This is a genomic window from Xenorhabdus sp. SGI246 (genome assembly GCF_040838225.1).
In the GTDB taxonomy this organism is placed as follows: Bacteria; Pseudomonadota; Gammaproteobacteria; order Enterobacterales; family Enterobacteriaceae; genus Xenorhabdus; species Xenorhabdus indica.
Genome location: NZ_JBFPEZ010000020.1, coordinates 34,787 through 50,051, shown reverse-complemented (window position 1 = coordinate 50,051; position 15,265 = coordinate 34,787). Strand labels below are relative to the sequence as shown.

At 42.7% G+C, this 15,265-nt stretch carries 13 protein-coding genes and 1 riboswitch; of the genes, 7 read left to right on the top strand and 6 right to left on the bottom strand.

Features of this window, described 5'->3' with window-relative positions:
- The first annotated feature begins 676 nt into the window (after nt 1-676).
- On the top strand, nt 677-2,710 hold the full coding sequence (gene uvrB, locus ABLA85_RS05455) for an excinuclease ABC subunit UvrB (protein ID WP_367962059.1): 2,034 nt from the start codon (nt 677-679) through the stop codon (nt 2,708-2,710).
- An 80-nt stretch (nt 2,711-2,790) separates the two neighbouring features.
- On the opposite strand, the gene yvcK is transcribed toward uvrB, so the two are convergent.
- Entirely contained in the window at nt 2,791-3,699 is a 909-nt protein-coding gene (gene yvcK / locus ABLA85_RS05450) for a uridine diphosphate-N-acetylglucosamine-binding protein YvcK (protein ID WP_367962057.1), read from the bottom strand.
- A gap of 279 nt (nt 3,700-3,978) precedes the next feature.
- A riboswitch (molybdenum cofactor riboswitch) is annotated at nt 3,979-4,190 on the top strand.
- Between yvcK and moaA the strand changes: the two genes are divergently transcribed.
- From moaA to ABLA85_RS05425, 5 genes are all read left to right on the top strand, one after another.
- Nucleotides 4,177-5,175: a GTP 3',8-cyclase MoaA gene (moaA, locus tag ABLA85_RS05445; RefSeq protein ID WP_367962108.1), complete on the top strand. Its 999-nt coding sequence runs from the start codon at nt 4,177-4,179 to the stop codon at nt 5,173-5,175. (Overlaps the previous riboswitch by 14 nt.)
- A gap of 32 nt (nt 5,176-5,207) precedes the next feature.
- Nucleotides 5,208-5,687, top strand: coding sequence for a cyclic pyranopterin monophosphate synthase MoaC (moaC, locus tag ABLA85_RS05440; RefSeq protein WP_367962056.1), 480 nt, complete (start codon nt 5,208-5,210; stop codon nt 5,685-5,687).
- Nucleotides 5,684-5,929 (top strand): molybdopterin synthase sulfur carrier subunit, encoded by a 246-nt coding sequence (moaD, locus tag ABLA85_RS05435; RefSeq protein WP_367962054.1) that lies wholly within the window; start codon nt 5,684-5,686, stop codon nt 5,927-5,929. Before moaC ends, moaD begins: the two co-directional genes overlap by 4 nt.
- Nucleotides 5,930-5,931: 2 nt before the next feature.
- Nucleotides 5,932-6,393, top strand: coding sequence for a molybdopterin synthase catalytic subunit MoaE (gene moaE, locus ABLA85_RS05430; protein WP_367962051.1), 462 nt, complete (start codon nt 5,932-5,934; stop codon nt 6,391-6,393).
- 199 nt (nt 6,394-6,592) lie between these two features.
- Nucleotides 6,593-7,303 (top strand): Bax inhibitor-1/YccA family protein, encoded by a 711-nt coding sequence (locus ABLA85_RS05425; RefSeq protein WP_323865467.1) that lies wholly within the window; start codon nt 6,593-6,595, stop codon nt 7,301-7,303.
- A gap of 512 nt (nt 7,304-7,815) precedes the next feature.
- Here the strand turns inward: ABLA85_RS05425 and ABLA85_RS05420 are convergent.
- Genes ABLA85_RS05420 through cecR form a run of 5 tightly spaced genes read right to left on the bottom strand, consistent with a single transcriptional unit; the run spans nt 7,816 to nt 13,571 of the window.
- A complete protein-coding gene (locus tag ABLA85_RS05420; RefSeq protein WP_367962049.1) occupies nt 7,816-8,922 on the bottom strand; it encodes an ABC transporter permease in 1,107 nt (368 codons plus the stop codon).
- Nucleotides 8,923-8,933: 11 nt separating this feature from the next.
- Complete coding sequence (locus ABLA85_RS05415) at nt 8,934-10,112, bottom strand: ABC transporter permease (protein WP_367962046.1); 1,179 nt, start codon at nt 10,110-10,112, stop codon at nt 8,934-8,936.
- Nucleotides 10,109-11,845: an ATP-binding cassette domain-containing protein gene (locus tag ABLA85_RS05410; RefSeq protein ID WP_367962044.1), complete on the bottom strand. Its 1,737-nt coding sequence runs from the start codon at nt 11,843-11,845 to the stop codon at nt 10,109-10,111. Before ABLA85_RS05410 ends, ABLA85_RS05415 begins: the two co-directional genes overlap by 4 nt.
- A gap of 9 nt (nt 11,846-11,854) precedes the next feature.
- Entirely contained in the window at nt 11,855-12,844 is a 990-nt protein-coding gene (gene hlyD, locus ABLA85_RS05405) for a secretion protein HlyD (RefSeq protein ID WP_367962042.1), read from the bottom strand.
- A gap of 34 nt (nt 12,845-12,878) precedes the next feature.
- A complete protein-coding gene (cecR, locus tag ABLA85_RS05400) occupies nt 12,879-13,571 on the bottom strand; it encodes a transcriptional regulator CecR (RefSeq protein ID WP_367962041.1) in 693 nt (230 codons plus the stop codon).
- Nucleotides 13,572-13,902: 331 nt separating this feature from the next.
- Here cecR and rhlE point away from each other — a divergent pair, with 331 nt between their 5' ends.
- Nucleotides 13,903-15,264, top strand: coding sequence for an ATP-dependent RNA helicase RhlE (gene rhlE / locus ABLA85_RS05395; RefSeq protein WP_367962039.1), 1,362 nt, complete (start codon nt 13,903-13,905; stop codon nt 15,262-15,264).
- The last annotated feature ends 1 nt before the right edge of the window (nt 15,265 follow it).

Here is a 15,265-nt window from a genome sequence, read left to right as displayed (position 1 = left end):
TGAATAAGTGGGTTCTTGTGGAGATGTCGATATAAAATACATTTTATTTTAACAATTATTGCCCTGTTTTTGTACAAAAAATAGCGTGAAACTATTTCAAAATAGTATGAAAACATTTCGCTATTGAAGAAATCCACAGAAGAGGATAACTCTGCAACCTCCCATACCTAATAGGATTTGTTGAGTTATCCACTGTTCCTGTGGATAACCTTGTGTATTAGGTTTAGAAAAGTAGTCTGACACAAGATGATACGCGGCTTGCGCAAGATTTGCTGTTATTCTCTCCTTTGAATTTTTTTTGTTTAAAATTAGTTGCTTATATAAAATCAATCCTTTTCAATGCCTCTTTATCATTCCCTGCTTTATCATTTCAGTAGCTAAAATGAAAATAGGAAAAAGTAAAATAGTTATCTGGGGATAAAAATAGCCTCAACTAATGTTAACTTAATGTTAATATCACCTTGCGGTTGTTTCTGCTCTTGGTTAACGGTCTGTCGGGTACAACTTTTGAATTGGGGACAATATTATTTTGCTGATCTACTTGAAGCTGGTTTTTTATCCAGTATTATAAGGGCGTTTTGGTTAGCATATATACGTGATGGATTTCAACGTGCAGTCAGCAAAGTTGTAACTTGAAAGATGAGTGTATAAGGCATGCAATGATATCGGGTGGAAGATGAGTAAAGAGACGAGCAAAGTATTCAAGTTATGTTCTGATTTCGAACCTGGCGGAGATCAGCCAGAAGCTATCCGAAAATTACAGGATGGGCTGGAAGATGGTCTTGCCCATCAGACGTTATTAGGGGTTACGGGATCAGGCAAAACATTCACGATAGCTAATGTTATTGCAAATATGAATCGACCAACGATGATTTTGGCTCCGAATAAAACATTGGCGGCTCAGCTCTATAGCGAAATGAAGGAGTTCTTTCCTGAGAATGCAGTAGAGTATTTCGTTTCTTACTACGACTATTATCAACCAGAAGCCTATGTGCCCAGCTCTGATACTTTTATCGAAAAAGATGCATCTGTGAACGAGCATATTGAACAGATGCGCTTGTCTGCAACAAAAGCTTTGTTGGAGCGAAAGGATGTTGTTGTGGTTGCTTCTGTTTCGGCAATTTATGGTTTGGGTGATCCCGATAGTTACCTGAAAATGATGCTGCATCTGACTAACGGGATGTTAATAGATCAGCGCGCTATCCTGCGTCGTTTGGCAGAATTGCAATATACGCGTAATGATCAGGCATTCCAGCGAGGAACTTTCCGTGTACGTGGTGAAGTGATTGATATTTTTCCTGCTGAATCAGATGAACATGCGTTGCGTGTTGAATTGTTTGACGATGAAGTAGAACGGCTTTCTTTGTTTGATCCGTTGACAGGGCAGGTACAATATAATGTTCCCCGTTATACTGTTTATCCTAAAACTCACTATGTAACACCACGTGAGCGTCTCCTTCAGGCGATAGAATATATTAAAGTTGAGCTAGATGAGAGACGTAAAGTTCTTCTGGCTTCAGATAAGCTGCTGGAGGAACAGCGTATAACCCAGAGAACCCAATTTGATCTGGAAATGATGAACGAACTGGGGTATTGCTCTGGGATTGAAAACTACTCCCGCTATTTGTCCGGCCGTGCTCCCGGAGAACCGCCTCCGACTTTATTCGATTACCTGTCAGCAGATGGTTTGTTGATCGTGGATGAATCCCACGTCACTATTCCACAATTGGGTGGTATGTATCGGGGGGATCGTTCTCGTAAGGAGACACTGGTGGAATATGGTTTCCGGTTACCATCAGCGTTGGATAACCGTCCGATGCGCTTTGAAGAATTTGAAGCTCTGGCACCACAAACCATTTATGTATCGGCAACACCCGGTCACTATGAACTGGAGAAATCCGGTAATGAAGTGGTTGAACAGGTGGTGCGTCCAACGGGTCTTATTGACCCAGAGGTTGAAGTTCGTCCAGTTGCGACTCAGGTTGATGACTTATTATCTGAAATTCGTGCCCGTGCAGCAAAAAATGAACGTGTGCTGGTAACCACTCTGACCAAGCGTATGGCGGAGGATTTGACAGAATATCTGGAGGAGCATGGCGAGCGGGTGCGTTATCTTCATTCTGATATTGATACCGTTGAGCGGGTGGAAATCATCCGTGATTTGCGTCTGGGAGAATTTGATGTACTGGTTGGGATCAACTTGTTACGTGAAGGTTTGGATATGCCGGAAGTCTCTTTAGTTGCAATTTTAGATGCCGATAAAGAAGGTTTCCTTCGGTCAGAACGTTCTTTGATCCAGACGATTGGGCGTGCTGCGCGTAACCTGCATGGTAAAGCAATTCTGTACGGTGATAAAATTACCGATTCTATGGCGAAAGCAATTAGCGAAACAGAACGTCGTCGTGCTAAACAACAGGCGTTTAACGAAGAGCACGGTATTACACCAAAAGGGTTGAATAAAAAAATCGGCGATATTCTGCAAATTGGTCAACCTGTTAATGGTAAAGGGAGAACTAAGACCAAAAACAGAGGTAAAGCAGATTTGGGGGGGGATGATTACCAGAAACTCTCGACGAAAGAATTGGAGAGTAAAATCCGCGAATTGGAAGAAAAGATGTACCAATATGCCCGGGATCTTGAATTTGAACAAGCGGCTAGCGTGCGCGATCAGGTTCAGACATTAAGAGCACAGTTTATTGTCAATTCTTAAATTGAAATGGAGAGTGAAATCATCACTCTCCATCGGCAATTTAGTTATGTAATCTGTAAAATAAGCCACTAGCGAATGAATTATCCCAGTTTTTGTAGTGTATCTTCTATCGCTTGCCGTAATAATTCGCGATCATGACGATAAGGTATATCCTGAGCTTCCAAAATTTGCTGTGTGATAATCTTGTCATTTACATTGCTGGTATCTGTGCATGGGCCAACAATGATTGCATTAATCATCTTGCGGCCAATCGTATTCTCTATCATATCGAGTTTATCTTTCAATGAGAGATCAGCAGCAGCGTGACTGAGTTCTTTTCCTAAATTACCGATATAAATCATATTGGCATTACTGCGCCGCAAGGATTGAGTTAAATCTTCTAACAGTAATACCGGCATCAAACTGGTGAAAAAACTACCGGGGCCGATTAGAATTAAATCAGCCTGTTCAATTGCTTCCAGGGCTTCTTTAGTGGCGTTAACATGGGGGTAAAGCATTAACTCTCGCGGAACACAATTTAGTTGGTCAATATTCACTTCACCATACACCGTATTTCCCTGATCATCTACGGCCATTAAATCAACGGATTGTTCAGACATAGGGATCAGATGAGCATTCACTTTCAGTAGATTGCGGATCAGATTAATCGCCTCAAGAGGCCGGACACTTAAATGATCCAACGCTTTCAACATCAAATTACCCAGATTATGTCCTGCCAGCTCGCCATTACCGCCAAACCGATACTCAAACATGGCTGAAGCAATAGTAGGTTCCGTAATCAACTGATTCAGGCAATTGCGGGTATCTCCCCAAGCGATACCACCTTCGGAACGTCTTATTCTTCCGGTTGAGCCACCATTATCTGTTGTCGTGACAATACCAGTCAGCCGGGTACTGAGAGATGAGAGGGAAGACATGACGCGCCCAAGTCCGTGACCACCTCCGAGGGCAACAACACGATCCAAATCGGCTAATGTTCGGTTTCGCATAGGGTTCCTGTTACTGAATAAATACAATTGAATAAATTTTATGTAATCTATCATAAAGTATGACGTTTTGAGCAATTGCCATGATTTTATGTGGTTTTTATCAACTATTTTTCTGCATAAATAGAATGAATAGACGACAACAGTTTGATGTTGATGATATTTCTTAACTCGTTGTATATAAAGATATGTATTGGTAACGAAGTTAGCTTTTTATTGCTTTAAGCGTTAGAATCCACACCAAGACTTGGTTATTCACGTAAAAGTTTACATGATGACCAAGTTTGAAATTAACCCCTAGCCTCTGCATCTAAGTCTTTGCTGTGTAATTTTTACTAATTAGTTCTACCATAATAAGTAGTTCTACCATAAATAGTTCTATCAAATGGATACCACATCGATATGATGCTTTGGCCGTGGCTCTTGAGTCACCAGGGTGCAAGGCAGAAATGCCTGCATCCCCCATGATTGGAAGGTGTTATAGTGGAACAACTCATAGATATGTTCTCCCGCAAGTTTTACTACTTGAGGCTATCGATCACTGATGTATGTAACTTTCGTTGCACCTATTGTCTGCCCAATGGTTACCAACCTAACAGTTTTCCCTCTAAGGAACACAAATCATTTCTGACCCTGCCGGAGATCCGTCGTATCAGTCGTGCATTTGCTGAGCTTGGCACAGAGAAGATCCGTCTGACCGGAGGAGAACCCACTATGCGCCGTGATTTTTGCGATATTATTGCGACGGTGCATGAAAATCAGCAGATTAAAAAAATTGCTGTCACAACTAATGGCTACCGTATGGAGCGTGAGGTTGCTCGCTGGAAAAAAGCTGGCCTTACAGCAATCAATGTAAGTGTGGATAGTCTCGATCCCCGCCAATTTTACGCTATTACCGGACAGGATAAGTTTTTTCAGATTATGCGTGGCATTGATGCAGCCTTTGAAGCGGGTTTCAGCACAGTAAAAGTTAATTCGGTGTTGATGAAGAATATCAATGATACCAGCCTGCCAGCTTTTCTTGATTGGATAAAGCACCGTTCAATTCAATTGCGCTTTATCGAGTTGATGGAAACGGGAGAAGGGAGTGCAATTTTTCAGCGTCATCATCTTTCCGGTGATGTGATTCGACGCCGTTTACTTCAACAAGGTTGGCAGCAGCAGCAGCGAGCACGTAGTGACGGGCCGGCTCAGGTGTTCAGGCATGCAGACTATCAGGGAGAAATCGGCTTGATCATGCCGTATGAAAAAGATTTCTGTCAAAGTTGTAATCGCCTGCGTGTTTCCGCTATTGGCAATCTTCACCTGTGCCTGTTTGGTGAACAGGGGATCCCCTTACGTGATTTATTATCCGATGACACATCACTTAATGATTTGAAATTACGTATTCAGGGCGGGTTGCGTCATAAACGTGAAACGCATTTTCTGCATCAGGGGAATAGTGGCATTACCCCTAATCTTTCTTTTATTGGCGGTTAATTTAACGGCTCAATTTATTTTCAGGAGCAAGCATGTCCCAATTAACTCATATCAATACTGCGGGTGAAGCTCATATGGTGGATATTTCTGCCAAAGCAGAAACTGTGCGTGAGGCCAGAGCGGAAGCTTTTGTTGAAATGCAGGCCGAAACGCTGGCTATGATTGTGGCTGGCGATCATCACAAAGGGGATGTTTTTGCAACGGCCCGTATTGCAGGTATTCAGGCAGCGAAGCGGACTTGGGAATTAATTCCCTTATGTCATCCTTTGTTACTCAGCAAAGTTGAGGTTCAATTAGAGGCACAAACAGAGCATAACCGCGTCAGAATTGAATCCTGTTGTCGTCTGGCAGGCAAAACCGGGGTGGAAATGGAAGCCCTGACAGCCGCTTCCGTAGCAGCACTGACAATTTACGACATGTGCAAGGCAGTACAAAAAGATATGGTTATCGGGCCCGTACGTTTACTGGAAAAAAGTGGTGGAAAATCGGGAAATTTTAAGGTGGAAAAATGATAAAAGTTCTGTTTTTCGCTCAAATCCGTGAGTTGGTGGGAACCGATTATCTTGAAGTGCCCAATGAATATCCAACGGTGGCCCATCTTCGTCAGGCGCTACTTGAAAAAGGCGAGCTCTGGAAATTGGCATTGGAAGAAGGCAAATTGCTGGCATCTGTGAATCAATCTTTTGTTCATGCTGAATATCCTCTGCGTGATGGTGATGAAGTAGCATTTTTTCCACCTGTTACAGGAGGATAAGCGTGAAAAATATACGGATTTGTGTCCAGAAAGAGGTATTTAATGTTGGAGCAGAATACCAATGGCTGGCTCAGTGTGATGAAGATGGTGCGGTCGTGACCTTTACAGGCAAGGTGCGTAACCACAATCTTGGCGATAATGTCCGGGCGTTAATATTAGAACACTATCCGGGCATGACGGAAAATATGTTGCAGAAGATTGCTGAGGAAGCTCGCCAGCGTTGGCCATTACAACGTATCAGCATTATTCATCGTATTGGAAAGTTATATCCGGGGGATGAAATTGTATTTGTCGGCGTAACAAGTGTCCATCGCAGCATGGCTTTTGCTGCGGCTGAATTTCTGATGGATTATTTGAAGACTCAGGCTCCTTTTTGGAAAAAAGAACTCCTTACTGATGGAGAGCGCTGGGTGGAAGCAAAGGAAAGTGATCGGGAAGCTGCCAGTCGTTGGTTAACTCAATGATATAAAATCAGAAAAAATACATCAGTGGAGTATTTTGCGAACTATCTCTAAAACTGGGTAAAGAAATAATATGTCACTAAAATTGTCATTAATTGGCAGATGGTTTTGTTCATGTTTTATGCTAATGTATAGCATTTGAAATAGATTGTTTATTTTTAACAGTCTTAACCCTTAAACATTGTCATAAAAGGTACTCGTCATGGACCGATATCAACGTTCTAGTGGTTCGATTGTCCAGCAAGCTGGTTCAGGTATACAAACTTATATGGCGCAAGTCTATGGCTGGATGACTTGTGGTCTGTTGTTAACCGCATTTGTTGCATGGTATGTGGCAAATACGCCAGAAATTTTATATGCCATCTTCAGTAACTCTATCGTATTTTATGGTTTGATCATTGCCCAACTTGCATTGGTCTTTGTGCTGTCTGGTCTGGTGCATAAAATGAGTGGTGCTCTGGCGACAGGGTTGTTTATGCTCTATTCCATGCTAACCGGGCTGACGTTATCCAGTATTTTTGTCGTTTACACCAGTAGCTCTATTGCCAGCACTTTTGTTATTTCGGCAGCGATGTTTGGTGCACTGAGTGTCTATGGTTATACCACGAAGCGTAGCTTGAGCGGTTTAGGCAGTTTCCTGTTTATGGGGCTAATCGGTATTGTACTGGCTTCTCTGGTCAATATCTGGCTAAAAAGTCCGGCTCTGATGTGGGCTATTACCTATATTGGGGTTCTGATCTTTGCTGGTTTGACTGCTTACGATACTCAGAAACTGAAAGAAATGGGTGCTGAGCTGGATGTCAATGATAAAGAGAACCTGCGCAGATACTCCATTACTGGTGCACTAACGCTGTATCTGGACTTTATCAACCTGTTCCTGATGCTGTTGCGTATTTTGGGTGATCGTCGTTAATTGCCCACGGCTTAGATTTTTGATGAAAAAGACCTTGTCTGATACAGGGTCACATTGTGAATAGCCCCTAAACCTCATTATTTAAAGTAATGAGGTTTATTTTTTATAGAATAATTGGCATACAAATAATTATCCTATATACCATCAAAATATGGTCAACAAAGCGGTAACTTGAGGTGCGATAGCAGGACAGTGGCACAGAATGTATGATATATAGCTTAGCTCTAATGCGAAGGTATGAACGTAAACTCACGAGCGAAAGTATACCTGTTAAACTTAATAATCCCGGTAAAAACGAATCTATTGAATCTAATGTTATTAGGAAAGTGATTACTTATAATAATTCAATTTTTCTAAAGAGAAAAAGAGATATTGAAAAGTTATTAGGTGTTTATAAAAAATAATAACGGGTGTCACTCTATAGAATATGTGCTAATTCATTTAAAGAAAAAATAGTTAATTCACTTATATGGGCATTTGTTATTACAACAGTATAAAAGTAATCTAAAACATCACGCAATCTTACTCCGAAATAACCGATAAGCGATTCCATTTGTAGTGACAATAATCAGCAATAATGGCCATAAACTATGCCAAATAACCGAAAAGTCAGCACCTTTTAAATAAATCTGCTTGGTTATATCTGTAAAATGTCGAATTGGGTTTATCCACGTTATGTTTTGCAACCAGACTGGCATATTCTCGACGGGAGATATATAACCAGAGAGCAAAATAGCTGGCATTATAAACACAAACACACCGATGAAAGCCTGTTGTTGAGTTGAACAGATGGCGGAGATAAGGAGGCCAAATCCAACCAACGACAATCCATAAACCAGAATACAACCATAAAATAATAACAGTGAACCGGAGAAAGGGATCTGGTAACACAATGTTCCAATCAGTAAAACGATACTTGCCTGAATCGTTGCTACAACTAACGCTGGAATGGCTTTGCCAATAAAAATCTGCCAGGTAGTCAGCGGGGAAACCAGTAATTGATCCAATGTTCCCTGTTCTCTTTCACGGGCAACGGAAAGGGCAGTAACGATAAGAACACCAATAGTCGTTATCATGGCAACCAAAGATGGAACGACAAACCATTTGTAATCCAGATTGGCGTTATACCAGTTACGAATGATCAACTCACTGTTATTGAGACTCGGTGCATTACCCAGTAATTCTTTCTGGTAATCCATTACAATTTGTTGAAGGTAATTAGCGGCAATTTGTGCACTGTTTGAATTACGTCCATCCAGCAGGACTTGAATTGAAGTAGGGGTATGGCTGGCGAGATGGGCACTGAAATTTTGTGGGAAACGGACCAGTAACAGGGCATCACGATTATCCAATGTTGGGCGGATTTCTTGTGAACTGTTCAACATAATAACATCAGGAAAGGCTTTCGATTTAGCTAGCCGCTGGGTTAATTCAATGGAAGCCCGTCCTTTGTCTTCATCATAAATTGCAATAGTAGCGTTTTTTACTTCCAGTGTAGCAGCCCACGGAAACAGGCTCATCTGGAAGATCACGGGTAAGATCAGCGTGGCTCGTGTCTTAGGATCTCTCAGGAGAGACTGCAATTCTTTCATGACGAGTGTATATAGACGATGAAACATGTTCTTTCCTTTTAATCCAGATGCCGGCGGGTTTTCCATGCAGTCAGGCTAATAAACACGATGGCACTGGCAATCAGAAACAGCAAGTTTGTGATTAAAACAGTACCGACATTACCTACTAAAAATAGCGTCTGTAAGCTGCTGACAAAATAACGAGCAGGAACGATATAAGTGAATACCTGAATCAAAGCTGGCATGCTGTTAATTTCAAACACAAAGCCGGATAGCATAATCGCTGGCAAAAAGGCGGTATTCAGGGAAATCATTGCGGCATTAAACTGATTGCGTGTGACCGTTGAAATAAATAATCCCATTCCCAAAGCTGTAGCAAGATACAGGCTGGAAATCAAAGCGAGTACCCAGAGGGAACCATGATAAGGAATGCCCATAATAAACACAGCGAATACCATGCAAAGCACCATAACGAAAGAGCCCAGAACCTGATAAGGCAATAACTTAGAAAGCAACAGTTCGGTTCGGGTAACCTGGGTGGATAAAAGGGCCTCCATGGTGCCTCGTTCCCATTCACGTGCGACAACCAGAGAAGTAAGGATTGCGCCAACGACTGTCATGATAATTGAAATAGCACCGGGGATTAGGAAATGTTGGCTGATAGCGGCAGGATTAAACCAATAACGAACTTGCATATCAATCAATGGAGTCGTTGAAACGCCACGATCCTGACTTTGTTGCTGTAACCAGATTTGCCAGATACCTTTAGCGTAGCTTTGCACAAAATTGGCGATATTGGGTTCACTACCATCTGTGATTACCTGAATCGGAGCATGATCGCCGACACGAGCAAGCCGGGCATCGAAATTAACCGGAATAACAATAATGCCGCGGATTTCACTCGCCTGTATTTTATTGATTAAAAGTTGGCGATCATTGCTGATTGTGGCATCGATATAAGGCGATCCTATAAATGCGTGCACCAACTCGCGGGCATCTTCGCTTTGTTGCTCCATCAAAATTCCGAGGCGAAGTTTGCTGGAATCAAGGTTGATCCCATAACCAAAAATAAACAGTAATATGATTGGAATAACCACAGCAATTAAGGTACTACTGGGATCGCGGATAATCTGTTTGCTCTCTTTAATACAAAGTGCTTTTAATCGCCGCCATGAAAAACTGACTGCTTTTTGAGTAGAGGGAATAGAGGCAGGATGATTCTGTTCAATGCCATTCATTGCAGCTCCTTATCATAGTTCACCACGAGATCGATAAAAACATCTTCCATGGAAGGATTAGGGCGGTCAGTGGCTGATATTTGTTGTTTCAGCTCATCGGGTGTACCTGCTGCAATTAACTTTCCGCGAAAAACCAGCCCGATACGGTCACAATACTCTGCTTCATCCATGAAATGTGTCGTTACCATCACAGTCACACCTTTATCCACCATACCGTTGATATGCAGCCAGAATTCACGACGAGTCAGTGGATCAACGCCCGAAGTGGGTTCATCCAAAAAAAGAATATCCGGTTCATGCATCAGGGCGCAGGCGAGGGCAAGGCGCTGTTTAAAGCCGAGTGGCAAGCTGTCGGTAGTTTGGTACAGAATTGGCTTCAGACTAAAAGCACTGATCATATCTGTCATTTTTTTCTGTTGATGGCGGCCACTCAAACCATAAACACCGGAAAAGAATTTCAGGTTTTGTTCTACAGTTAAGTTACCATAGAGTGAAAATTTTTGAGCCATATAACCGAGACGCTGGCGAGCTTTACCTGAACTGGTTTTTAAATCCATGTTCAGTACCAGCGCATTGCCGTGAGTGGGAAGCATTAATCCGCACATCATTTTGAATGTCGTCGATTTCCCGGCTCCATTCGGTCCCAGTAAGCCGAAAATCTCCCCGCGTTTCACCTGAAAGTTCACATGATCTGTCGCAGCAAAATCCCCGAATTTTTTTGTCAGGTTACGGGCTTCTATCACGATTTCTGTCGGATTCGGTGGGATTTGGGGCATGATTTCTGCCAGCTCTGAGCGGTGGGAAGGGCCACCACCTAAGAGGTCGATAAAGGCATCTTCAAAACGTGGTTCGGCATCCAGAATTTCTACATCGGGTAAACCTAGTTGCTGAAGTAACTCATCTTTATCTGCATCCGCTTTTAAAATTAAACGGAGATATTTGCCCTGGATCACACCATCAGTCACTTGTGGCAAGGTGAGTGCATGTTGCAGTGTTTTTCGGCGGGAGTCAGGTTCGATATCAAGCAGAAAAGAGCGTCCGACAATACTTTGGGTTAATTTCTGTGGTTGGCCGCGATAGAGTAATTCTCCCTGATTCAGTAACAAAACATCAGGGCATAACTCAGCCTCATCCAAATACGAGGTGCTCCATAAAATCAACATGCCATCGGAAGCGAGTTCATGCACCATCTGCCATAATTCCCGCCGGGCAATGGGATCTACGCCAACACCGGGTTCATCAAGCAATAACACTTTTGGGCTGCCGACCAATGTACAAGCAAGCCCTAGCTTTTGCTTCATTCCGCCAGAAAGTTTACCTGCCAGCCTGTCAGTAAAACGTGTTAAATCAGTGAAGGTCAGTAACTTTTGGAAGGTGATTTTTCGTTCCTCTCCAAGTACACCGCGGAGATCAGCATACAAGTTGAGATTTTCTAATACGGTTAAATCTTCATACAGACCGAACTTTTGCGGCATATAGCCAAGCTCAGAACGAACTTCAACACTGTCTTTAATGGGATCAAGCCCCATGATTTCAATATTGCCACTATCAGGTTTTAATAACCCTGCCAGCATTCTTATCAGTGTGGTTTTTCCTGCTCCATCCGGGCCGACAAGACCCGTTACAGAACCCCCGAAGATTTCTGCATTCAGATGGGATACAGCGGGTTTTTCTAACCCTGGAAAAATTTTCTCCACACCGTTCAGTTTTATCGTATATTCTGAACTGGTCATATTTCAGCCTTACTTGTGTGGTTCAGTAAAACGTAATGTGACAGGCATTCCTTGTTTCAACCCCTCATCGGGATCGCTGACAATAATGCGCAATCGGTAGACCAGATCGGTTCTTAAATCCGGGGTTTCAACATTTTTGGGGGTAAATTCAGCAGTCGGAGAAACAAAGCCAATTTTACCGTGATAGGGTTGGTTTTTCCGCCCATCGGTATAAATCAGGATATCGCGTCCTGCCACCGCCTGATTGAGGTTAGGTTCATTGATATATGCTCTGATCCAGACCGGACTAGTCAGTGATAGCGTAAGTACTGTATTTCCGGCGGCCAGAATAGTCCCTGGTTCAATGGCTCTGGTAAGAATAATGCCGGCGGATGGTGAAATAAGGCGGGTATCTTGTAAATTGAGTTCAGCTTGTGCAACAGTTGCTTCGGCCTGTGCGAGTTGTGCTTTAACGGCGGCGATTTCTTCTTTGCGATACCCTGCTTCAAACTGACGTAATTTATCTTTTGCGGCTTGATAAGCGGCCAATGCCTGACGTTGCCCTGTTCTGGCGTTTTCCAGATCATTGGCTGAGATCATTTTACGTTGCCATAATTCCTGTTGACGTTTCAGAAAACTATCAGCAAAGCGGAATGCTGACTCTTTCTGAGCAACTTCGGCGCGTACCTGAGCGATTTCTTCAGAGCGATAACCCGCTTCTGTTTTGGTAAGATTTGCCCTGGCTGCATCGCGATTTGCTTTAGCTTGATTCAATGCATTATTAAAAGGGGTGTTATCGAGTTGACCAAGGAGCTGTCCTGTGGTGATGGTATCTCCTTCATCCACTAGCAGATTTTCTAATTTACCACTAACCCGAAAGCCAAGGTTGACAGTTCTGACATCAACATTGCCATATAGGGTTAACTCTTTGTCATTCTTCTCCTGATAATAATAAAGACTAATAACACCGATAATCATGATGATCGCCAATAGGACAAGAGCAAACTTTTTAGTGTTCATACTACTATCCCTTATGCGTTATTAAATTTTCAAATTATGCTGTTTTTTGGTTGTTTTTTCGCAACCCATTAAGCAAGACATTAATGTGTTGAGTCAAAACCTGGTTAATTAATTCGTACTCTTTGGTGCCAATATTATCCCAACCAGTTTGGCGTAATAGTGCTTCTCGTGCCAGCCGGAAAGAGAGGATCTCGCCTAATAAGGCATGAGTATGGATTTGTGTTGAAATTTTTCTTTCATCAACACCGATATAATGGGCGATCAACTTATTCAGGCGAGAGTAAATTGGGGCAAGCCCTTGTTCATGGATGACGTTATAAGCTTCTGTCGGTGTCAATTGCTCATGTGACATAATGCGACTGAGATTCATACTGCTTTTATCGAAAATAAGACGGTTATAGCTAATCAAGCCTTGATGAATAAATGCCAATATCTGGTCTTGTGAGTAAGGTTGAGGAGTGGTGATAAAAAATTGATCAATAGTTTTAATCAGCAGAGAAAATTCAGCTTTTAGTCTGTCTGCAATATGGTGTGCGACGGCGAGGTATAACCCTTCTTTGGAACCAAAATAATAAGCGATAGCAGCAATATTCTGTTTTGCGTGTTGGGCAATATGACGAGTGGTTGCACCTTCCAGACCTGATTTACCAAAAATTTCTAATGCAGATTCAAGAAGTTGTTGTTTAGCTTGTTCACCTCGTAAAGTCTGAGCCGTTTTCGCTGCCATGTTAAGAAATATCCTGTGATAAAAATTGCTGAAATGGTTATAAATATATCAATCGTATGATTAACTTTAAAGCCATAGCCACTGGATTTCAAGATGTAGTCAACAAAGCTAAATTTGCACGACAAACGACAAAAGAGTATAAAACAGGCTGATGTAAATTTACTTGTGTGCTCATGCTGATTGAAAAAACATATCTGTTATAATGCCATGCTTATGGTGCATTGCAGTTTGTGTAATTTCTTTTGCGGTTTAATCGCGTCTGTTTTTTCTTCCCATAAAACTGCCCCTGAATTGATATCAGGAATGGTGAAGTCCGGAGTATTTCTTATTTATGAATTTTGAGTCACTCGGCTTGTCGGCTGATATTTTGCGTGCCATTGAAGAACAAGGCTATGCAGAACCTACCCCTATTCAGCAACAGGCAATTCCTGTTGTGCTATCTGGTAAAGATCTCCTGGCTAGTGCCCAGACAGGAACGGGGAAAACGGCGGGTTTTACTTTACCTGTCTTGCAGTTATTGATCGAATCTCCCATTCAATCCAAAGGGCGTCGTCCGGTCAGGGCATTAGTCCTGACACCAACCCGTGAATTAGCCGCACAAGTCGGTGAAAATGTGCGTAATTATAGCAAATATCTCCGATTGCGTTCATTTGTAGTATTTGGTGGGGTTAGCATCAATCCACAAATGATGAAATTACGTGGTGGAGTCGATATTTTGGTCGCCACACCGGGCCGTTTGCTGGATCTGGAACATCAAAATGCCGTGGACTTATCCCGTGTGGAAATTCTGATTTTGGATGAAGCCGACCGCATGTTGGATATGGGATTTATTCATGATATCCGTCGGGTACTGAACAAACTGCCCGCTAAGCGTCAGAACTTACTGTTTTCAGCCACATTCTCTGATGAAATCAAAAATCTTGCTAATAAATTGCTGCGTGATCCGGTTAGTGTGGAAGTCGCTCGTCGTAACTCGGCTTCTGAACAGATCGATCAGTCTGTCCATTTTGTGGACAAGAAACGCAAGGGAGAATTGCTTTCTTATATGATTGGCAGCCAAAACTGGCAGCAGGTGTTGGTATTTACCCGCACTAAACATGGTGCGAACCGTCTGGCAGAACAACTTAATAAGGATGGTGTTACTGCGGCGGCTATTCATGGTAACAAGAGTCAAGGAGCCAGAACTCGTGCATTGGCCGATTTTAAAGCAGGCCGGATACGAGCATTGGTCGCAACGGATATTGCTGCTCGTGGATTGGATATCGACCAATTGCCTCATGTTGTTAACTATGAATTACCTAATGTTGCAGAGGATTACGTACATCGTATTGGCCGCACGGGTCGCGCAGAAGCTACAGGACAGGCAATATCACTGGTATGTGTTGATGAGCATAAGCTATTAAAAGATATTGAACGCTTGCTGAAACGGGAAATTCCACGTATTGCGATTCCTGGTTATGAACCTGATCCTTCCATTAAGGCAGAGCCTATTCAGAATGGACGCAACGGGCGCAGTAATCAATCTCGTGGTCAGGATCAGCGAAACAGTAACAAACAGGATGGTCAACAACATCATAGCCGTAACTCACGTGATAGCCGTAACCCACGTGATAGTCGCAACCCACGTGGCAAAGGCGCATCATCACAGCCGCGCCGTCATCGTAGGCCAGTCAAAGCGGTAGCAGGAGAGTAAT